This is a genomic window from Providencia sp. NPDC089933, from assembly GCF_049545585.1.
Lineage (GTDB): Bacteria > Pseudomonadota > Gammaproteobacteria > Enterobacterales > Enterobacteriaceae > Providencia > Providencia huashanensis.
This window is the reverse complement of sequence record NZ_JBMWDT010000013.1, coordinates 20,882-40,808: the sequence shown is the minus strand read 5'-3', so window position 1 is coordinate 40,808 and position 19,927 is coordinate 20,882. Positions and strand designations below refer to the sequence as shown.

Here is a 19,927-nt window from a genome sequence, read left to right as displayed (position 1 = left end):
TTAATGATGTCTGATACTTCAAAAATAACTAAATTTAGCTCAGCTAAATTTGCTTTATCCGGTTTTAAAACAACTACCCTTGTTTGGTTAATCTCAGGGCTTCTTATTGTTCTATTGCTTTCAACTTGCTGGTTTTTCTTTAGTTCTTTAAAGCAGTATCAAACCACATTAACTAAACTCGATACTATTTATAATGAACAAACAGAATTAAACAACACATGGCAATCGTTATTACAAGCTAGAAACACCTTAAACCGCGCCAGTTCTCGACATTTACTTATCATCAACAAGATGAAAACATCCAATACTGATATTGATAGTCTTATTGAGTTTTATCATAAAAAAATGGTAGAGACTGATAGTTACTGGAAAGCATTTTCCTCATCTTCTCTCTATAAAAATAGTGAAGCATATTCTGAATTAGAAAAGGCTTATAAAGAACTCTATGCCGCCTTAAATGAGCTCTCGGTCTTTTTAGTACAAGGTAAAACGTATGATTTTTTAAATCAGCCCACCCAAGGGTTCCAAGATACGTTCGAAAAAAACTACATTAATTACCATCAGCAATTAAATGCAAACTATCACGATATTGCTGTAGCGAGTGAACAGCTGTATAAACAAAGCATCATAGGGCTAATAGTCATCATGACGATAATTACCCTTGTAACCTTGTTTATCCGGTTTATTTTACAGTTTTTCTTTATTCGACCATTAAACCAAGTTATTGATGGTATTGAAAAAGTAAGTCAGGGTATTCTCTACCATAGTTTTGATAATCGGGGCTTATTTGAAATAAAACTATTAAAGCAGCATGTTTCTAACATGCAAAGTAAGCTAGTCGATATTGTAACAAATATTTATGACAACACTCACCACATCAAAGTTGAACTGAGTGATATTACTCAAATGAATCACGACCTTTCCATTCGTGCAGACCAACAAGCAGCTGCGATTGTGGAAACTGCGGCGAGTGTAGAAGAGCTGGACTCCTCATTTAAATTAAATACGGCTAATACCAACCAGTCATGCCAGCTCATGTCGGCGACGAGTGTCACAATTGAAAAAAGTAATGAACTGATTTCTGATGTCGTAGAAAATATGGATGATATCGTCGATTTCTCTAAAGAGATTAGCAAAATCACTTCCACCATCGATAATATTGCCTTTCAAACTAATTTATTAGCCTTGAATGCTGCAGTTGAAGCTGCTCGAGTAGGTGAACATGGTAAAGGGTTTGCTGTAGTTGCTAATGAAGTGCGTGAGTTATCCATTAGTTGTACTCAAGCTTCAAAAGAAATTAAGCTCTTGATTAATAACTCAAATGATAAAATTAATCATTGTTTCCAACTAGCTGCCGATGCAAATGACAATATCGTTTCGATTGCCCAAGATACATCGAACATTAATGAAATGATCCAAAGCGTTGCTCTCGCCTCCAACGAGCAAACTCACGGTGTTAGCCAAATTCATTTAGCTATTAACGAGCTAGATAGTACAACACAAGCTAATGCTTCAATGACCCGTGAATTACAGTCATCATTAAAAGCCTTAGAATCTCAATCTGATTTACTGGAAGAAATTATTTCTATTTTCCATACTGAGCCTAAAGATGGGGAAGAATTAGAAACTAGTGATGTTAGTGAGGTAAAAGACTAATCTAAACTTAACCATTTACAATAGCAGCCATCAAGGAAATTGCTCTTTATAGGGCAATTTCCTTGACAATACCTATCCATAGTTCCTCCTCTTTAATACTTTACTTTCTAAGCGTCAATTTAGTAGTCATTGAATATTTTTTACTTTTTATCTGATATAACATATCCCGATGACTTCTGAACTAATAAAAATGAGCTAATGATGACAATAAAAATTACTGTCCTTGTCGACAACAATACCTTAATCGATAGTTATTTTTGCGGGGAGCCCGGCGTTTGTTACCATATCGAAGCCGATGGAAAAAAAATATTATTCGACACTGGCTATTCCAACATCTTTATTGATAATGCACACATTTTAAATATCGACCTTGCTAATATTACTGATCTTGTACTTTCCCATGGGCATAATGACCATACATGGGGATTAGGGCACCTAATCCAACATTTTGACCGCCGTAATATTGAAGCACAGCAAACAAAAAAGCTTATTTACCATCCTGATGCACTTATACAAAAAAAAATTTCAGTCCAAAGTGATTGGAGCGAATACTCCAAAAGATATTTTATCTGCCTATTTTGATTGTATTGAAACGACTGAACCTTATTACCTTTCAAACAATATCGTGTTTTTAGGGCAAATCCCCCGAGAAAATAACTTTGAAGGGCAAGAGCCCATTGGAACCACCCTCGATAATGATAACAACGAGGTTGATGACTATGTCCTTGATGACTCTGCACTTGCTATCAAAACAACTGAAGGACTGATTGTGATAACAGGCTGTTCCCACTCAGGAATTTGTAATATTACAGAGTACGCTAAAAAGGTAACAGGGATTAATAAAATAGTTACTGTAATCGGAGGGTTCCATCTACAACAAGCCTCGAAAGAAGTTTTAGAATGCACCGGAAATTACTTTAATCAGCAAGATTTAATGCACATTCACCCATGCCACTGCACTGACCTCAATGCAAAAATACACCTAGCCCAATATGCTGCTGTTCAAGAAGTTGGCGCAGGGTTACAACTAACCTACCCTAGTTAATCGCATACATAGAATTTATAAAGCTCAGTTTTTAAACTGAGCTTTATTTTGTATTTAAATAATCAATGTTAAGTTCTTGAGCCTAAATCTTGGTCTGCACCGGCACCTTTTAGCATTCTTGTTAATTCTTCACAACGTATGATCTTATTATTTGCAATCTGGAAACAGGCAAATACTTCGAACTCGCTAACTGAACCATCTTTTTTAATCGCTTTTGCTAAATGCTGGGTATGTACACAACTTTCCCCTTCCGCTATCGATTTAATGGTTATAGTTATAGACTGAGTTGCCTGTTTCAGTACCTGTAAATGCGCGATAAACTCATTAAAATTAATTTTTTTACCATCAACAATTTGGATATATTCATCTGAAAAGTATTTTTGAGCAACAGACCTTGAACCAATATCTTCTCCCAATACTGCATTCAATGCTTGTTTTACTAGTTGCATATTATTCATTATTTTTCCTTAGTGACAAAAGCTATTCCCTAATTGTTATGGGTCTTTTATTTTTCATTTCAAGCCAAAGTCTGAGTTATTAACTTTCATACTGACATATGTAATATTTTAACCACAATCTTCATGTTAACAATCGTTCTGCTATTACTCACCTATTGTAACAATAGCACGGTAATCATCATTAAAATAACGGCCAATTTGTCGCATTTATTGTTGACTGCACAGCACAATACGGGTTTTTGCAACATTAATCTCCCTAAATTATCCCCCAAAAATTTTTTCTATCTAAACACATACTCTAATTTGGTTTAAAACATAATCACTGGTATCATCTTGTAGTTGCCCATTTAAACTATAGGCAGCTATAACAATAACTATAAATCTACATTTCCATTAGATACCCCTGCTTGCAGGGGCTTTTTTTCACTCCTTATCCCCCCTTTAGTCTCATTTTGTATCTAGTTAATTAGTAACTATTTTTAGCTAACGCCCTCAGCGTAAGCAAGCTAGGTACTCCGCAATTTAATATTAGATATCTCGGATATGCCATTGTTCTTGGTAAGTTAGATAACTTACCAACGCGTTAAATGCAAAAATCATCAAGGAGGAATATTATCCATAGATAGTTTCCAAGCTCTATTGCTTGCACCATTAAAAGTAACGCAACAGCCGATAAAACCTAATTTACGTTTATATGCTCTTTATAATCAAAATAGCCAATAGTAACCGTTACCAAAAAATTGGTATTCAGCCACCCGTAAATGGTGTTATCCATACAGTGTAAAACTTGTTTTTCGTACTTATTTTAATTCTCCCCTCCTTTTTGTTACAATATCTAACCCTTTGTTAAGGAAATACAAGTTTACTTAACGTAGATTATTTAAGTAATTATTAAATAATCAAGCTATATTATAAAAAAGGTGAACTCATGCGTTTTAACCTAACACAAATAAATATTTGTGGAGAAAACACAAAAATTGTTGGTTTAAACATAACGTTAATTGGGGATGACAACTCAACTCATAGTTTCAAAATAGATATCAAGGGGTTGGATACCATGAATTTAACATTAAGGGATATAGAAAAACATGCTATTAAACAGGCTAAGCATAGTTTTGAACACTGCTCCAATGGTTAGCTTACTCCTTGACATTGATAACTATAAACTGATCAACAAATATAAAATATTAATATATTAGTTTACTGTAATCAAAAACATAAAAAATTCTCATGAAATTTTGCCATAATTATAGTCATCAATTATATTTAACAATGTTATCTGTGTTCTTAGTTTTAACAAAAGTATAAAGTGTTGTACATTTACTCTGTATCACATCAAAACCAATGCAAAACTGATGTTACTTACTGATAAGGGGAAGTTGATATGAAAGCCTTCAAAGCAATATCATCTATACTGGTCGTTATCTTTATGGGCATTACATTAACAGCTTGTGCACCATCGTCTAAAAGTGAAGGCACTGGCGGCTATATTGATGATACGGTCATAACCACAAAGGTAAAATCAGCTTTACTTGCTGAAAAAAACTTAAAGTCAACGCAAATTAGTGTAGAAACATTTAAAGGGCAAGTCCAACTCAGTGGTTTTGTTAACTCTCAAGCAGATGTCAATAAAGCGATTGAAACAACAAGAAAAGTTGCTGGGGTACAATCTGTTATTAACTCTATGAAAATTCGCTAATTACAAACAATAAATGCCTCTTTTAAAGAGGCATTTATTGATATCGTATTCATGTTTAATGAGCAAATATGAGAGACACAAAGATAAAACCTATATTTATTATCGCTAATTTTTATGTATTATCACCTAAACTTTAGAACTATCTCATTAATAAAACCACTATCCTTCATATGAAGGAACCCCAGCAAACTCATTCAATATCTAAGTCTAAGTCTATTTTGCTAAGACCTTCCCCCTCAATGGGGGCAAAAATAGGCAGGTAAATTATATTCTTAATATAAATAGGGTATAAACCTATTCTAACATTACAAAAAAAACCAATTTTGTATTAGTAATGCGGATAGTGAAATAACGACAGCAGTCAAAGAATACTGCAGTACAACCATAAAACTAAGAAATTTACCAACATTTTTCACTAAACTGCATCCATTATAAAAAATATATCTAGATATTATAATGCAAATTTAAGATTGTTCATAACGATTATAAGCTTATTTTCGCCCTATTTCATTGGTTCAATAGCCCCATTCCATCCTAGGGAACCATTTTTAGTTTGTAATATACCGGTTTCTCATCTTTTCCAGAGAGTTTCTCTCCCCCAGCCTACAAATGAGCCTTGTTATATTTTTGCTTGAATGATAAACAATAAATAGACGCTAAATTTAACAAGATACGACTTTTTCTCAGGACTTAGAACCATAAGCTGTCTCCTACCCCCTAAATTAAGAGGTAAAATGGCGCATTTACGCATGGCAAAATAGTTTCCAGACATCATCAATTCGTTCAGATAGTAAGGCATTATCACCACCCTCTATAATAGGAAAAGATAGAAGAATTAACCCCTTAGGTGGCTCATATACTTTGACAACGAAACGTTTAAACCCATCTGGTAGATCATCATTATTAAACATAAAAACCTCACCACAGATATAGCCTAAACGCCCCCCGTTTTGTGTTTTTTTACTGAAAAAATATTCCATATTCCTAAAGTTAGCGGCATCTGGATATGCTAATACGTTAGCAACATTGATTTTAGACTGTTCAATAGGGTCAAAATTTATCGTTTTAGTCATTGATATACCAAAAATAAATGATATCACCATTAGAAAAATAATAATGATTGCCCTTAATATAGATACCTTACCAAGCTTAAATTTCATCCTACTTTCCTAACTTCTAATTAAATAACAGTGAGAATATGAATAGAATAGCAAAACTTTTATTTTAAGCTAGGTTTCACTGACTATATTGACGCCCCAATATCCATATTAAATGTAACAATTATTGTTAAATATAATAATTAATTAAAAACCAATACTATTATGAGTAGTATTGGTTTTTCTTCAAATGTTATAACTGTTCGACATCCTGTTAAACTTGTCATAAAGCTAGGTTATTTATTATACCTTTCAAAAATACAGCATGTGTTGTGAGTGAAAATTGAGCTATTAAATCGCTGTATTCTAGGAACCTAAGCGATGACTAGAACTGTTGGTTTAACCCCAGCCCTAGTTTCACGCAAGCTATAAGTGAAGTTATTTTTCTTATCTAAACAACTAAAATTTCGTCAATGTTTAACGCTTTCAATTGATATTCGTGAGCATACATTACGTTATTAACCTCAATTCTCACGTTATATCGCTACCTAGAAGCCACCTACCGAATACAACTGTGTATTATTTCAATTTAAAATACGCAATGGTAAAGGGTTGTTGTATTGCCTTAACACATAAAACATATTGAAATATAAGCCAAATAATGTATTTCTCATTTATTGGGTTATTTATCTTGAGCTTATTATTCCGGATTAATATTTGATCTTATTCACAGATTACGACTCTTTCATTTGAGAAACTTAACTCCATAAAATAACATAAATCGGAGTTAAACTTCATGAAGGTGAGCTCAATATGGTCTTAATTGAAAAAATGACTAAAGATATTCAAGAAAAAGGTGGGCTAATTGTATCTTGTCAGCCTGTTGATAATAGCCCAATGAACAAGCCTGAAATTGTGGCCGCAATGGCTCAAGCTGCAGTAAATGCCGGTGCTATCGCAGTACGAATCGAAGGTATAGAAAACCTAAAAGCCACTCGCCCGCTTATTGATGTTCCAATTATAGGTATTGTAAAACGTGATTTACTGGATAGCCCTATAAGGATCACCCCGTGGTTAAGTGATGTCGATGCCTTAGCGCTAGAAGGTGCTGATATCATTGCTTTTGATGGCACCGACCGTCTACGACCAGTCCCTGTCAATGAATTACTCGCTCGCATACATCACTTAGGTAAATTAGCGATGGCCGATTGCTCAAATTTCAATGAAGGGATGTATTGCCATGCATTAGGTACAGAATTTATCGGTTCAACTATGTCAGGCTACACTGGCGGAGAACCTCCCAAATTACCTGACTTACAGTTAGTCACAGCCTTAGCTGAAAACGGCTGCCGTGTCATTGCTGAAGGCCGCTATAACACGCCAATTATTGCAGCGAGAGGCATGCATGCTGGAGCTTGGGCTGTCACTGTCGGTTCGGCATTAACTCGCCTTGAGCACGTCTGTAGTTGGTTTACTCAGGCATTAAAGTTACAGCAGGAGTTGGTGAAATGAATATATTAGCGATTGATATTGGAGGAACAAAAATTTCGGCTGCATTAATTAACCCAAATAACCAACTCACACAACACACTCAAATAACGACTCCTGCTAGCGCTTCACCACGACAACTATATGAAGCATTAAAGCTCATAACCTCACCACTTAAAGCGCATGCTGATGCTGTTGCTGTAGCTTCAACAGGGATCATTTGTGGCGGTATATTGACCGCATTGAATCCTGCTAATTTAGGTGGCTTAAAAGATTTTCATTTGAAACAAACACTTTCCACATTAACTGGTTTACCCTGCTGGATACTAAATGATGCTCAAGCTGCTGCATGGGCTGAATATCATTATCGTCATGAAACCATCTCCGATATGGCATTTATTACCGTATCAACCGGTGTTGGTGGTGGGCTTATTCAACAAGGGAAACTTCAACTCGGAAAGCGAGGTGTTGCAGGCCACCTAGGCCATACCATTGCAGACCCCTACGGACCTATTTGTGGGTGTGGGCGTTATGGGTGTGTTGAAGCCATCGCTTCTGGTCGTGCAATCGCTTCACAAGCTATCGATGAACTTGCTGGTCATGATGCCAAAGCTATTTTTACTGCCTATCACCAGGGAAATAAACAAGCAAAAGAAATTATTCAACGTTCAGCAAATACCATCGCTAATTTAATTGTAGATATTAAAGCAATAACAGATGCCGACTGCGTTGTTCTTGGCGGTAGTGTTGGGTTAGCTAATGGCTATATTGAACTGATTCAAACAACTATTGCACAGCAACCTTCTGCGCTACAAGTACCGGTTTTACCAGCCCACTATCATCATAATGCAGGGCTTTGGGGCGCAGCTCTCTGGGCTAGAGAACAATAAAAAAACTGTCGTACATTTTACCTACTACCTTACATATGGCAGGACTAAAAAATGCAATTACATGATTTTGGTTTCGTTAATTATGCAGTACTGCTTGGTTATTTAGCAGCAATGCTACTTGTTGGTGTTTATTTTTCAAAACGCCAAAAAACAGCAGATGATTATTTCCGTGCAGGTGGCCGAGTTCCAGGTTGGGCTGCTGGGGTTTCTGTTTTTGCAACCACTCTGAGTTCAATTACCTTTATGTCAATTCCAGCAAAAGCTTATACCTCAGACTGGACTTTTATTATTGGTCAATATTTAGCAATCGCCATCTTGCCCTTAGTATTTTATTTTTATATTCCTTTTTTTCGGAAATTAAAAATAACTTCTGCTTATGAATATTTAGAAGCACGTTTTGATATACGCAGTCGTTTATTTGCTAGTTTATCCTTTATGTTATTCCATATAGGTCGAATTGCAATTATCACTTATTTAACTGTACTTGCACTACGTCCTTTTATTGGGATTGACCCTATTATATTAGTTGTCCTTATTAGCCTATTATGTATTATTTATACATGGATGGGCGGCATAGAAGGTGTTATTTGGACTGATGTTATCCAAGGGCTATTACTCTCTGCCGGTGCTGTTTTAATCTTTATTGTGATCTGTTTTAAAGTCGATGGTGGGATAAGTGAAATATATACTGCAACTGCTCAAGCCGATAAATTTTTCCCTGATGCACAATTACGATGGAGCTGGACTGACAGTACTATTCCAGTTTTAATGATAGGTTTTTTATTTGCAAATATTCAACAATTTACTGCAAGTCAGGATGTAGTCCAACGCTACATTGTTACTGATTCTATTGAGCAAACAAAACGCACTTTAATTACTAATGCTAAATTAGTTGCTATTGTTCCTATTTTTTTCTTTGCCATTGGCTCAGCCCTATTTGTCTATTACAAACAAAACCCAAGCTTATTACCTGAAGGTTTTAATACTGGTGGAATTTTGCCCTTATTTATTGTCACAGAGATGCCTATCGGTATTTCAGGGCTAATTATCGCAGCTATCTTTGCCGCCGCACAATCGAGTATATCCAGTAGCTTAAATAGTATTTCAAGTTGTTTTAATTCCGATATTTATATTCGCCTAAGTAAAGTTGAGCGCCTTGCTGAACAGAAAATGAAAATTGCTAGGTTGGTAATTATTATTGCAGGTGTATTTAGCAGCTTAGCGACTATTTGGTTAGTTTTATCTGATGAGTCTGAAATATGGGATGCATTTAATAGTCTAATTGGGTTAATGGGTGGTCCCATGACAGGGCTGTTTATGCTAGGTATTTTTATTAAAAGAGCGAATGCAGGCAGTGCAGTTGCAGGTATTATTGTAAGTATCATTGCGGTATTGGCGACACGTTATGCTAGTGACCTTAACTTTTTCTTCTATGGCGTGATCGGTGCAATGTCAGTGGTTATTGTGGGGGCGGTTACGGCGCCATTTTTCTCAGCTGCGAAACAAGTGTCACTAGATGATAGTGAAATTCACGAAAATTAATAGGAGTTACTTATGTTGTTTGGTCATGTATCCGATGTGGCAACAATGACTGAAATAAACTCAGTCCTACGCAACCTAATCGAAAAAACATTAGCACTCAATCCTGCATCTTTAGAACCGGGAAGCTACCCTATTGATGGTGATAATGCATTTGTCAATGTAATGACATTCGAAACCCAAGGCCGTGAACAAAAGAGTGCTGAATTACATCATCATTATATTGACGTGCAAATATTACTATCCGGTGACGAAGTAATAGATTATGGAATACGAAATTCCGCTAAAAATGTAACACCTTATAATGATGCGGATGACTATCAACTGGCTGATACAATCGAATATTGCCAAACAGTATCGTTAGTACCAAATATGTTTGTCATTTTTATGCCTTATGAACCACATAAACCGGGTATTACTTCAAAAAGAGGAAAAAGCACCGTAAAGAAAGCAGTTATCAAAGTACGCTTAAATACATTAGCAAACTAATTTAGTCTGCTTTTAACGAAAACACTTTATTTCTAATGTATCAATCAGTTGTCTATTAATACTCTTAGAGTAAAGTGTTTTTATCATCATCACATAATTGTAAACTAAGGGCTTTTTTTAACTGATTATAATTGGTACTCTTATTCGCAGAATTTGTCTCACCTCTCTCTTCTGCAACCAAGGGTAATTTACATGACAACACAGGCAGCTTCCAAACTGAAACCGGGTAAAATACTCGATACGTTAGGGGCGATGAAAAATAGCCTGACGCGTGTTTCTCAGCGCATTGCTGATTACATCTTGTCTCACCCTGTTGAAACGACACAATTTTCCATAGCTCAACTTTCCCAAGCGACAAAAGCAGGTGAAGCCACTGTTGTACGTTTTTGTCGTGCTCTTGGTTATAAAGGCTTCCAAGACTTTAAAATGGACTTAGCGATAGAAATGGCGACATCAGACAGTGAAGAATCGCCAATTTTGGATGCAGAAGTGAGTGAGCAAGATGACATCCACACTATTGGTTTAAAATTACAAGCAACTATCAACAACGTGCTGTCAGAGACCTTGAATTTACTTGATATAAAACAAGTACAGGGGGCAGTAAATGCATTGCTTTCGTCAAATTATATTTTTATTTGTGGTGTCGGCTCCTCGGGGATCACCGCAGAAGATCTGAAAAACAAGCTAATGCGTATTGGCTATCGTGTTGATGCAGCTACCAATAACCATTTTATGTATATGCAAGCGTCCCTCTTAAAACCAGGTGATATCGCCATTGGTATTAGCCATTCGGGTAATTCTCCAGAAACCGTTCATGCATTAAAACTTGCACAACAAGCAGGAGCATGCACAATTGCACTAACACATAATTTAGGATCACAAATTATGGAATATGCTGATTACCATTTGATTAATGGTAATCGCCAAGGGAAATTACAAGGTGACTCCATTGGTACAAAAACGGCGCAATTGTTTGTTTTAGATTTATTGTATACCCTACTTGTTCAAGCTCAGCCTGATATGGTAAAAGAACAAAAACTACGGACACTCAATGCATTAAAGAGCATTAATTCCGCCTAAATTCAATATGCATTTTTATCGGTTTTCAACAGAAATCAGCTAAAGATCACACTTTCATTTTTATCTTCCTTCAACGCGAATTTCGTTATTGCGTTCACAGCTAATGCTCCCTAATATAGAGCTAAACTCCAAATTCAAAAAAATTAAGAAGCTAACCTCCAAAGGACTTATTATGAACAAACTCTCTGGATTAATTGCTGCGCCTCATACACCTTTTACCGCCGATGGTAGTGTAAACTACCCTGTCATTGATAAAATCGCAGAACATCTTATTGCAAGTGGTGTAAGCGGTGCTTATGTATTAGGAACAACGGGGGAAGGTATTCATTGTTCTGTTGAAGAGCGTAAAAAAGTGGCTGAGCGCTGGGCTAAGGCTAGCCAAGGAGGATTAGAGTTAATTATTCATACTGGTGCATTAAGTATCGCTGACACCATAGACTTGGCTCGTCATGCAGATACATTAGATATTCGTGCCACATCCGTCATTGGTCCTTGCTTCTTTAAACCCAGTAATGTGGATGATTTAGTCGAATATTGTCGTTTAGCCGCTGAGAATGCCCCATCTAAAGGTTTTTATTACTATCACTCTACAATGTCTGGTTTAAACATTGATATGGAGAGTTTTTTACAAGTCGCGGGTACAACTATCCCAAATTTATCTGGTATGAAATTCAACTCTCCTGATATGTATGAATTCCAACGCTGTATACGCGTTAATGAGGGTAAATATGATATCCCATTTGGAGTCGATGAATTCATACCTGCTGGGTTAGCATGTGGCGCATTAAGTGCAGTTGGAAGTACCTATAATTATGCTGCACCCCTCTATCTTGAAATCATTGAAAAATTTAACATAGGTGATTACCAAGGTGTCGCCGCATGTATGGATAAAGTCATTGCAATTATTCGTGTATTAGTGGAATACGGTGGTGTGGCTGCCGGAAAAGTTGCCATGCAATTACATGGTATTGATGTAGGTAACCCGCGTCGCCCGCTACGCCCATTAACTGTAGAACAAAAGGCTAAAGTATTAGAGAAGTTTAAAGCCGCTGATTTCTTATAGTCAGTTTGGTATAAATCAGTGTTGATAAAATAGCCTATACCTTAACATGTTATCAATTAATGAGGGCTACACATAACGTGCAGCCCTGTTGCATCAACATAACTAAGATTGATTATTTATTATCTTTATTCTCAATCGCTATCATTTGTGGTTTCTCTTCTTCTGGCAGTTCATATTCAATATTAATAGCCAGTAACCCACTGGATAGATTAGCTTTCTCTATTTTTACATTTTTACCAAGATCGAATTGCAAAGTGAATTGCCCTTGTGATATTCCACGATGGAGCCATTTTTCATTATCCTCCTGTATTTTTTCCTCTTTTTTCCCCTCTACCAGTAAGCGCCCTCCTTTCAATGATACCGTTAAATCACTTTCCTGATATCCGGGAACGCTAACCGTCAACTCATAATGGTTATCATCAATTTGTTTTAGATTATAAGTCTGGGCTGGTACTGATACAGGCTTACTTCCGGTTAATTGGCTAAATAAGCGATCTATCTGATCAAACCGATTCGACAACATATTGTCAGAAATTGCTGGAAATAGTGAAAAAGGTCTAATGTTAGTCATAATTCCTCCTCCAATATTAATTGAACTAGGGTAAAGGTGACTTACCCACAATATAGATAAGAACGAATTGTCATTTTTCAACCCCATGACATGATTTTTACCTATTTTTATATTATAGAGATGTGAATTCAGGTGAGCCTACCCCGCCTAACGGTATAACTTATATTGAAAGAGAAAGCGCTAAGGGGAATAAGTCTCAAAAAATAACTGATAAATATCATGATGGCAGAGGTAAACAATGGCAAATTCTTACGATTTAAAGCGCCTGTTTTTAGATATCGAGCAGTAAATATCTTTAACCACCCAGACCAAGGACAGGCTAGATTAACTATTGAACAATATAATCAGCAGTCAATATCATTATATTTCCACCATGTCCGTTGCAATCAATCCTGACTACATGTTTTGGTGTCCATGTTGTTAATGTGTACGTGTATTTAAGGTTACTTATTGATGTTAATTTATGCTCCATTGCACCAGACGTATAAATAGCCTCTACTGATAGCTTACATAAGTCATAGTTCATTTTTTCAGCATAAATAAAATCCCAATCACCATAATTAGACCTTTTTGTATCTGCTACTAATGAGTCAATGCTATTGCTCGAATGTGCATTAAAACCAAAGCTAGTAATCATTAGCAAGGTAGTAACTATGTATCCTTTCATCTCACCATCCCATCAATTAGTTTCAATGATATTAGCTTAGAGGGAGTGCAAATTGAAGTTAATTAGTTGGTGGCACATAGTGTGGGAATACAGTAAAAGTGCAATACGTTATTAGAAATATGATGACAATTAACACTGTCACCCCAAGCCAAGAACCCCATGTTTCCTAGGGCAAACATCAACCCGGGAAGTTGGCATTTGGAGCTATAGTCATAGAGCATTTTGCTATAGCAAATATAATAGAGAAATAGATTAAGTACCCAAGCCAATTACGCATATCAATCCCCCTCAGCGTGTAGAGGGTAAATATTAGGATAGATGTAGATTTCAGGCAATAAAAAATTATAAATTACAGTAGCTTAGGTTTAAATTCATAGAGCTAATATTTATTCAAGATAAATTGAAACTGTTTCTGAATTAACCCAATGAATTCATTTTAAATAAGTATATCAATGCAGTATAATGAACTAATTTCTATTAAGAGCGCCCATATGAAACAACAAATCAAGCCAGAGTCAAATGACATTACCCAACCACATTGGCCTACTTTGAAGCTCATATTGAGTTCTTTTATTGTTTTTAGTTTCTACTTAAATTTAGCTGATAAAAGTAAGGTTTCATTTCTTATTGATATTTTCGACTTAACATTAATTCCTATGTTTGTATTTATAGTTGCATTCGTAACGAAAAATACTACGTGGAAATCTTTGAAGTTTAGCTTACTTTCATCCTTTATAATTTACTTAACATTTCAAACAGTTGATGCAATTCCATTGTACTTTTCAGGCGAATTAAGTTTGAAAGTTTATATCCTTGAGCCTCAAAATGGAGTATGGTTTTTTTTAGCCACTCCTGTTTGGCAAGCTTTTTTTTTATTATTACCACCAAGATTAAAATCTAACATTTCAATATTATCTTGTATTTTGATGGTATCATTGGTTCTTTCTTATTTAGCCAACAATTATTTAATTAACTTATCAAAATTTTTCTCTATTATTATATACTTCCCATTCTTTATCATCGCTTATTTTATTAATAATGAAAAAGTATCCTCACTTAGAAAAAAACCTTACTTGATAATTGTAATCAGCACAACCTTGGCTATAGCCGCACTTTATTATGAGGAAAGTATCAATAGATTAATCATAAACAGTACTCACGCTGATTTTTTATCATCTTTTTTTGTTGTTTATATTTTAAAATTCTGTATAAGTATAGTTTTAGGTTCTAGTATTATTTATTTCGCTTCATCAACAGATAAATATGCTAAACTATCAAACAATGCTTTAGGTGTTTATTTAATTCATCCTATTATTTGTTTTATTTTTTTACAAACCCTAACTTATTTCCATGTGGAATATAGCTCATTAGTCGTCATACTACTAACGCTATCAACTATCAGCATCGCTCTTTTATTAACCTTTAACTCAACCATTCACTGGTTTATTGAACCTAAGTTAGGTTTCAACAAGTTAACACATTAGTGCTACTTACCCCTTAAAATTCACTAAATTGATAGACAGTATCAATGTAGCCAACCGCAATTTCATTAAAGTGACTATGTGATTTGATGATTTGCGGTGGCTATATACAAAAAAGACCGTGCAGTGCGTAGCCCTTGGAATATTTTGTTGTTTGAAATGGCGTTATGACTAATTGAGTTCAAGCATTGCATTTGTTTTAATAGATAACTGACCATTTTTAACAAAGAGCGGGCTCGCAACAAACCCACCACTTGCTGGCTGTTTTAATCCCGTGCTAACCATCAGCCCTTCAATGCGCTTTAGTTGCGCTTCCAACTTGTCTAAGTCAGCGCTATCGACTGAGATCTTTATAGATAGGGTGGCTATTTCTTTTTTATCTGACATGACTGTCTCCATAAATGAAAAAGCCACCAGTAATTAGTATATGATTACTTTTGAAGTCATTTTATGGACTGCTGGTATCTTGGTAATTTCAGCGGTTGCATTCCTTGTGTGGGTAACAATGATAATACTGAGTAACAAAGCTAAGGCAGATGCTCAACGCGAAAACACTAAAAATAAAGTAGAAAATGGTGACTAAATAAAACTAACGCCAGCCATGTCTTCATATTCGTACTCTCTTTCCGCATTTGCTTACACTTAATTCATATGAAGACTTTGCTAATTATCTATGCTTATAGTGTGTTCAAATAGTTTTGATCATTAGCTATTATTTGGCTTTAGTTACATTTATTTTATTCGTTTTTTAAATAGAGGCCTTAAAGACCTTACACGGAAAATTTATGATAAAAATAAAGTATTTGCCAATTATGATGTTTGCTTACTCTTTATTTGCAGCAGGTTCGGATCATGATTGCGCTAAGCTATCCCCTGAACTCAATATACAAAAAGTATGCGAACAAGCCAAGTGACCCTATGGCACAATTCTATTTGGCAGAAATGTATTTTGAAGGAAAAGGTGTTAGTAAAAATTACTCTAGGGCTATTGAGTGGTATATCAAGTCTGCCAATCAAGGCTATGCAGATGCTCAGCTAGAATTAGGATACCTTTACTATTATGGCGATGTGATTAAACAAGATAAAGACAAAGCTTCTGAATTATTTAAAAAAGCGTGCTTAAACGGCATTGAAGATTATGATGAATTATGCGCCGAATGGCGGTAATACTCATTCTGGTGCTAATTCTGCTTCTGCTGATTCGATATTTTCATTTAAAATAGCCCCTGAGTTAGCACCATAATAATTTATTTCGTTACTTTGCTAAACGCATATTCAGCTACACCCTCTTCAATAAAATATTTGCTCGTTAATTTTTCATAGAACGGCTTCCAGTTTCTGCGCCATGTCCTTTCGTTAAGATCAGGCACTAAATGTCTAATTACACTAAACGCCGCAGATGACGGCACCCGCTTAGGGATCAGACAGATTTGAAGAGGGAAGATGGAACTCCGCCAAGTTTTTATGGGCAGCGTTCTTTATTAGAAAGGTTATATAGAGATCAAGGCATCGGTACTAAAACTTTATTGGGCCATAAGAGCTAGGTAATGACAGATAAATATCATGATGATCGAGGATAAAATTGGCAGGTTTTAGCTATAAAATAACGATTATTTTGTAGCCTGTTTTGCAGAAGAGTTTTGCTGGAGTTTTGTAGAGGAATTTTTCAAGGCAAAATAAAACGGGAGTTTTTAGGCTCCCGTTGTTAATCACACCACGTAATAAATTACATGTGTTTAATGATTGCGTCACCGAATTCGCTACATTTCAGTAATTTAGCGCCTTCTAATTGACGTTCGAAATCGTAAGTTACAGTCTTAGCCGCGATTGCGCCTTCCATACCTTTAACGATTAAGTCAGCGGCTTCAGTCCAACCCATGTGGCGCAGCATCATTTCAGCAGAAAGAATGATAGACCCTGGGTTTACTTTATCTTGACCTGCATATTTTGGTGCAGTACCGTGTGTTGCTTCGAATAATGCACATTCAGAACCAATGTTTGCTCCTGGCGCGATCCCGATACCACCAACTTGAGCAGCTAATGCATCAGAAATATAGTCACCATTCAGGTTCATACAAGCAATAACATCATATTCTGCTGGACGCAGTAAGATTTGCTGCAAGAAAGCATCTGCAATCACATCTTTAACGATAATATCTTTACCGTTTTTAGGGTTTTTAATTTTAACCCATGGGCCGCCATCTAATAATTCACCGCCGAATTCTTCTAGTGCTAATTGGTAACCCCAATCTTTAAATGCACCTTCAGTGAACTTCATAATGTTACCTTTATGAACTAAGGTCACTGAATCACGGTCATTATCAATTGCATATTCAATCGCTGCACGCACTAAACGTTTTGTTCCTTCTTCTGAACAAGGTTTGATGCCAATACCGCAGTCTTGTGGGAAACGGATTTTCGTTACACCCATTTCATCTTTTAGGAATTTGATAACTTTATCAGCTTCTGCTGAACCTGCTTTCCACTCAATACCTGCATAGATATCTTCGGAGTTTTCACGGAAGATAACCATATCAGTCAGTTCAGGTTGCTTAACAGGGCTAGGCGTTCCTTTGTAATAACGAACTGGACGCAAACAGATATACAGATCAAGTTGCTGACGTAGAGCAACGTTCAGTGAACGAATACCACCACCAACTGGAGTTGTTAAAGGACCTTTAATTGAAACACGGTAATCACGGATTAAATCGAGGGTTTCTTCTGGTAACCAAACATCTTTACCATAAATTTGTGTAGATTTTTCACCGGTGTAAATTTCCATCCACGAAATTTTGCGCTCACCGTTGTAGGCTTTTTTAACTGCCGCATCAACCACTTTTAACATTGCGGGTGTCACATCAACACCAATACCATCACCTTCAATGTAAGGGATAATTGGATTGTTCGGAACGTTCAGTTTGCCTTTTGCATCAATGGTAATTTTAGCGCCTTCTGCCGGAACTACTACTTTGCTTTCCATTAACCTCTCCTTTCACTTGCGTATTTTGCTTGTTAATTTTTTGTAAGAGACGTGTCAATACTACTTCAATCTGCGTCGAACGCCAATGATTACTCATCTAAGCTTCAATGCGGATCGCATTTAACGTACTGCTCAATCCTATAAGTTGAAGGGATACATATTTATAACTACTTTGAAATCAATTAATTAGTTTTATTATCCCTATTTAAAGAAAAAATTGATTATGATAAAAGTTCTTTTAAGGTAACTAATTCTAATAGCTTAATATGCTATAAACGCTTTCTTTAACCTAATTAATACTAACAAATTAACCGAAATTAAAAACACGCTCTCATCACACAATTGCCACCTTAATTATATCATAGGTGTTTATTTTTAAATGGAAAATTGGCTTTATCGTTTTAAATGATTTTAAAGTTGTTAATTAAATATTGCATTAAAACGTAAAATCCATCCCTAGGCTTTTACGGGTAAATCCCCTACACTAATGTTAATCAATATCCATTGAACCAATTCATGCCAATAAACTGCCATAAAGCCATTATGAATAAGCCAAATAATAAATCAGCGACCAACAAGTATAAATACAATCAACGCCCAACTGATTTAAGGCATAAACGAAAATCAACTTCAGTTAACGCATTTTCCCATCAGTCTCCTCGTAAAGTTATTTTATTTAATAAACCCTTTGATGTTTTGCCTCAATTTACTGATGAACAAGGTCGAGACACATTAAAAAACTATATTCCTATTACTGGCATTTATGCTGCGGGCCGCTTAGATAGGGATAGCGAAGGGTTATTAATTTTAACTAACGATGGCAAATTACAAGCACGCTTAACACAGCCTGAGAAAAAAACAGGGAAAATATACTATGCTCAAGTCGAAGGTATCCCCGAGGAAACCGCATTAATCAAATTTCGCCAAGGTTTACAGTTAAATGATGGGCTAACTCAGCCTGCGGGGGTCGAACTCGTCAACGAACCAGATTGGTTATGGCCAAGAAACCCACCAATCAGAGAACGAAAAAACATCCCAACAAGTTGGCTAAAAATCACTTTATATGAAGGACGAAATCGACAAGTCCGCCGAATGACAGCAAATATTGGTTACCCTACATTACGACTGATCCGCTACCAAGTGGGTGAATTCAGTTTGGGGAACCTTTCTGTTGGTGAATGGAAGGAGGTAAATGTTGTTTAAACCTAATGTCACTGTTGCAACTATCGTACATGCTCAAGGCAAATATTTAGTCGTTGAAGAATGGGTAAATGAAAAGCCAACGTGGAACCAACCCGCTGGGCACTTAGAAGCAAATGAAACACTTTTGCAAGCCGCAAAACGTGAGTTATATGAAGAAACAGGAATTGACGCTTGCCCCTCACAGTTAATTAAAATCCACCAATGGATTGCACCTGATAAGACTCAGTTTATCCGTGTTTTATTTGCTGTCGAGCTAGAGTCCATATGTGAAACACAACCACAAGATAGCGATATTAGCGCTTGTCACTGGGTTAGTGCTCAGGAAATATTAGAAAGCCAATATCTGCGTTCGCCCTTAGTTGCAGAAAGTCTACGCTGTTTCTTGACAGGAACCCACTACCCCCTTGATATCTTGGCTGCATATGGTGAGGACTACCTTTAACGCCCCACATATTGCTTGGTGAAATCTTCATCAAGCAATAATATTCCCCTCAAACGCTGGTGCAACAAGGTCACAACAT

20 protein-coding genes and 2 pseudogenes are annotated in these 19,927 nt (G+C 36.1%); 16 read left to right on the top strand and 6 right to left on the bottom strand.

Features of this window, described 5'->3' with window-relative positions; genetic code table 11:
* Positions 1-3 precede the first annotated feature (3 nt).
* Positions 4-1,656, top strand: coding sequence for a methyl-accepting chemotaxis protein (locus ACPEH5_RS17420; RefSeq protein ID WP_042843496.1), 1,653 nt, complete (start codon positions 4-6; stop codon positions 1,654-1,656).
* Between the two features lie 201 nt (positions 1,657-1,857).
* Positions 1,858-2,701, top strand: a pseudogene (locus ACPEH5_RS17415) (MBL fold metallo-hydrolase).
* A 68-nt stretch (positions 2,702-2,769) separates the two neighbouring features.
* Here the strand turns inward: ACPEH5_RS17415 and ACPEH5_RS17410 are convergent.
* Positions 2,770-3,159 (bottom strand): limonene-1,2-epoxide hydrolase family protein, encoded by a 390-nt coding sequence (locus ACPEH5_RS17410; protein WP_042843492.1) that lies wholly within the window; start codon positions 3,157-3,159, stop codon positions 2,770-2,772.
* 928 nt (positions 3,160-4,087) lie between these two features.
* Between ACPEH5_RS17410 and ACPEH5_RS17405 the strand changes: the two genes are divergently transcribed.
* Both ACPEH5_RS17405 and ACPEH5_RS17400 read left to right on the top strand, forming a co-directional pair.
* A complete protein-coding gene (locus ACPEH5_RS17405) occupies positions 4,088-4,297 on the top strand; it encodes a hypothetical protein (protein ID WP_042843491.1) in 210 nt (69 codons plus the stop codon).
* 246 nt (positions 4,298-4,543) lie between these two features.
* Complete coding sequence (locus ACPEH5_RS17400; RefSeq protein ID WP_042843490.1) at positions 4,544-4,858, top strand: BON domain-containing protein; 315 nt, start codon at positions 4,544-4,546, stop codon at positions 4,856-4,858.
* Between the two features lie 743 nt (positions 4,859-5,601).
* On the opposite strand, the gene ACPEH5_RS17395 is transcribed toward ACPEH5_RS17400, so the two are convergent.
* Complete coding sequence (locus tag ACPEH5_RS17395) at positions 5,602-6,018, bottom strand: hypothetical protein (RefSeq protein WP_042843488.1); 417 nt, start codon at positions 6,016-6,018, stop codon at positions 5,602-5,604.
* Between the two features lie 750 nt (positions 6,019-6,768).
* Between ACPEH5_RS17395 and ACPEH5_RS17390 the strand changes: the two genes are divergently transcribed.
* The 6 genes from ACPEH5_RS17390 to ACPEH5_RS17365 all read left to right on the top strand — a co-directional run bounded on the left by ACPEH5_RS17390 (position 6,769) and on the right by ACPEH5_RS17365 (position 12,504).
* Positions 6,769-7,467 (top strand): N-acetylmannosamine-6-phosphate 2-epimerase, encoded by a 699-nt coding sequence (locus ACPEH5_RS17390; protein WP_042843486.1) that lies wholly within the window; start codon positions 6,769-6,771, stop codon positions 7,465-7,467.
* The gene (nanK, locus tag ACPEH5_RS17385) at positions 7,464-8,333 is read left to right on the top strand and encodes an N-acetylmannosamine kinase (protein WP_042843485.1); all 870 of its coding nucleotides are present in this window, start codon (positions 7,464-7,466) and stop codon (positions 8,331-8,333) included. Before ACPEH5_RS17390 ends, nanK begins: the two co-directional genes overlap by 4 nt.
* Positions 8,334-8,384: 51 nt before the next feature.
* Positions 8,385-9,875, top strand: a complete 1,491-nt coding sequence (locus tag ACPEH5_RS17380) for a sodium:solute symporter (protein ID WP_281111192.1) — start codon at positions 8,385-8,387, stop codon at positions 9,873-9,875.
* Positions 9,876-9,887: 12 nt separating this feature from the next.
* The gene (gene nanQ, locus ACPEH5_RS17375) at positions 9,888-10,361 is read left to right on the top strand and encodes an N-acetylneuraminate anomerase (RefSeq protein WP_206227017.1); all 474 of its coding nucleotides are present in this window, start codon (positions 9,888-9,890) and stop codon (positions 10,359-10,361) included.
* Positions 10,362-10,553: 192 nt separating this feature from the next.
* Positions 10,554-11,441, top strand: coding sequence for a MurR/RpiR family transcriptional regulator (locus ACPEH5_RS17370; RefSeq protein WP_042843482.1), 888 nt, complete (start codon positions 10,554-10,556; stop codon positions 11,439-11,441).
* A gap of 172 nt (positions 11,442-11,613) precedes the next feature.
* Positions 11,614-12,504 (top strand): dihydrodipicolinate synthase family protein, encoded by an 891-nt coding sequence (locus ACPEH5_RS17365; protein ID WP_281111191.1) that lies wholly within the window; start codon positions 11,614-11,616, stop codon positions 12,502-12,504.
* Between the two features lie 112 nt (positions 12,505-12,616).
* Here the strand turns inward: ACPEH5_RS17365 and ACPEH5_RS17360 are convergent, their stop codons facing one another.
* Positions 12,617-13,075: an Hsp20 family protein gene (locus ACPEH5_RS17360; RefSeq protein WP_042843480.1), complete on the bottom strand. Its 459-nt coding sequence runs from the start codon at positions 13,073-13,075 to the stop codon at positions 12,617-12,619.
* A 1,158-nt stretch (positions 13,076-14,233) separates the two neighbouring features.
* Between ACPEH5_RS17360 and ACPEH5_RS17355 the strand changes: the two genes are divergently transcribed.
* Positions 14,234-15,226 (top strand): acetyltransferase, encoded by a 993-nt coding sequence (locus ACPEH5_RS17355; protein WP_230233500.1) that lies wholly within the window; start codon positions 14,234-14,236, stop codon positions 15,224-15,226.
* 168 nt (positions 15,227-15,394) lie between these two features.
* Here the strand turns inward: ACPEH5_RS17355 and ACPEH5_RS17350 are convergent, their stop codons facing one another.
* Complete coding sequence (locus ACPEH5_RS17350) at positions 15,395-15,610, bottom strand: hypothetical protein (protein ID WP_166686884.1); 216 nt, start codon at positions 15,608-15,610, stop codon at positions 15,395-15,397.
* A gap of 398 nt (positions 15,611-16,008) precedes the next feature.
* Here ACPEH5_RS17350 and ACPEH5_RS17345 point away from each other — a divergent pair, with 398 nt between their 5' ends.
* The gene (locus ACPEH5_RS17345) at positions 16,009-16,137 is read left to right on the top strand and encodes a hypothetical protein (protein ID WP_259672072.1); all 129 of its coding nucleotides are present in this window, start codon (positions 16,009-16,011) and stop codon (positions 16,135-16,137) included.
* 4 nt (positions 16,138-16,141) lie between these two features.
* Positions 16,142-16,390 carry a tetratricopeptide repeat protein gene (locus tag ACPEH5_RS17340; protein ID WP_165568286.1) on the top strand — a complete coding sequence of 83 codons (249 nt, stop codon included), beginning with the start codon at positions 16,142-16,144 and terminating at the stop codon, positions 16,388-16,390.
* A gap of 80 nt (positions 16,391-16,470) precedes the next feature.
* Here the strand turns inward: ACPEH5_RS17340 and ACPEH5_RS17335 are convergent, their stop codons facing one another.
* On the bottom strand, positions 16,471-16,632 hold the full coding sequence (locus ACPEH5_RS17335; protein ID WP_307862899.1) for an antitermination protein: 162 nt from the start codon (positions 16,630-16,632) through the stop codon (positions 16,471-16,473).
* A 6-nt stretch (positions 16,633-16,638) separates the two neighbouring features.
* On the opposite strand from ACPEH5_RS17335, the pseudogene ACPEH5_RS17330 reads away from it, so the two are divergent.
* Positions 16,639-16,767 (top strand): annotated as a pseudogene (locus tag ACPEH5_RS17330) (integrase); the annotation flags it as partial.
* 182 nt (positions 16,768-16,949) lie between these two features.
* Here the strand turns inward: ACPEH5_RS17330 and icd are convergent.
* Positions 16,950-18,203: an NADP-dependent isocitrate dehydrogenase gene (gene icd, locus ACPEH5_RS17325; RefSeq protein WP_105881093.1), complete on the bottom strand. Its 1,254-nt coding sequence runs from the start codon at positions 18,201-18,203 to the stop codon at positions 16,950-16,952.
* Positions 18,204-18,746: 543 nt separating this feature from the next.
* Between icd and rluE the strand changes: the two genes are divergently transcribed.
* A complete protein-coding gene (rluE, locus tag ACPEH5_RS17320) occupies positions 18,747-19,406 on the top strand; it encodes a 23S rRNA pseudouridine(2457) synthase RluE (RefSeq protein ID WP_181468562.1) in 660 nt (219 codons plus the stop codon).
* Positions 19,399-19,848, top strand: coding sequence for an NUDIX domain-containing protein (locus ACPEH5_RS17315; protein ID WP_042844307.1), 450 nt, complete (start codon positions 19,399-19,401; stop codon positions 19,846-19,848). Before rluE ends, ACPEH5_RS17315 begins: the two co-directional genes overlap by 8 nt.
* Positions 19,849-19,927 lie beyond the last annotated feature (79 nt).

Coding starts and splice junctions, on each gene's coding strand:
- ACPEH5_RS17420 (WP_042843496.1), top strand. CDS start 4: ATGATGTCTGATACTTCAAAAATAACTAAATTTAGCTCAGCTAAATTT.
- ACPEH5_RS17410 (WP_042843492.1), bottom strand. CDS start 3,159: ATGAATAATATGCAACTAGTAAAACAAGCATTGAATGCAGTATTGGGA.
- ACPEH5_RS17405 (WP_042843491.1), top strand. CDS start 4,088: ATGCGTTTTAACCTAACACAAATAAATATTTGTGGAGAAAACACAAAA.
- ACPEH5_RS17400 (WP_042843490.1), top strand. CDS start 4,544: ATGAAAGCCTTCAAAGCAATATCATCTATACTGGTCGTTATCTTTATG.
- ACPEH5_RS17395 (WP_042843488.1), bottom strand. CDS start 6,018: ATGAAATTTAAGCTTGGTAAGGTATCTATATTAAGGGCAATCATTATT.
- ACPEH5_RS17390 (WP_042843486.1), top strand. CDS start 6,769: ATGGTCTTAATTGAAAAAATGACTAAAGATATTCAAGAAAAAGGTGGG.
- nanK (WP_042843485.1), top strand. CDS start 7,464: ATGAATATATTAGCGATTGATATTGGAGGAACAAAAATTTCGGCTGCA.
- ACPEH5_RS17380 (WP_281111192.1), top strand. CDS start 8,385: ATGCAATTACATGATTTTGGTTTCGTTAATTATGCAGTACTGCTTGGT.
- nanQ (WP_206227017.1), top strand. CDS start 9,888: ATGTTGTTTGGTCATGTATCCGATGTGGCAACAATGACTGAAATAAAC.
- ACPEH5_RS17370 (WP_042843482.1), top strand. CDS start 10,554: ATGACAACACAGGCAGCTTCCAAACTGAAACCGGGTAAAATACTCGAT.
- ACPEH5_RS17365 (WP_281111191.1), top strand. CDS start 11,614: ATGAACAAACTCTCTGGATTAATTGCTGCGCCTCATACACCTTTTACC.
- ACPEH5_RS17360 (WP_042843480.1), bottom strand. CDS start 13,075: ATGACTAACATTAGACCTTTTTCACTATTTCCAGCAATTTCTGACAAT.
- ACPEH5_RS17355 (WP_230233500.1), top strand. CDS start 14,234: ATGAAACAACAAATCAAGCCAGAGTCAAATGACATTACCCAACCACAT.
- ACPEH5_RS17350 (WP_166686884.1), bottom strand. CDS start 15,610: ATGTCAGATAAAAAAGAAATAGCCACCCTATCTATAAAGATCTCAGTC.
- ACPEH5_RS17345 (WP_259672072.1), top strand. CDS start 16,009: ATGATAAAAATAAAGTATTTGCCAATTATGATGTTTGCTTACTCTTTA.
- ACPEH5_RS17340 (WP_165568286.1), top strand. CDS start 16,142: ATGGCACAATTCTATTTGGCAGAAATGTATTTTGAAGGAAAAGGTGTT.
- icd (WP_105881093.1), bottom strand. CDS start 18,203: ATGGAAAGCAAAGTAGTAGTTCCGGCAGAAGGCGCTAAAATTACCATT.
- rluE (WP_181468562.1), top strand. CDS start 18,747: ATGAATAAGCCAAATAATAAATCAGCGACCAACAAGTATAAATACAAT.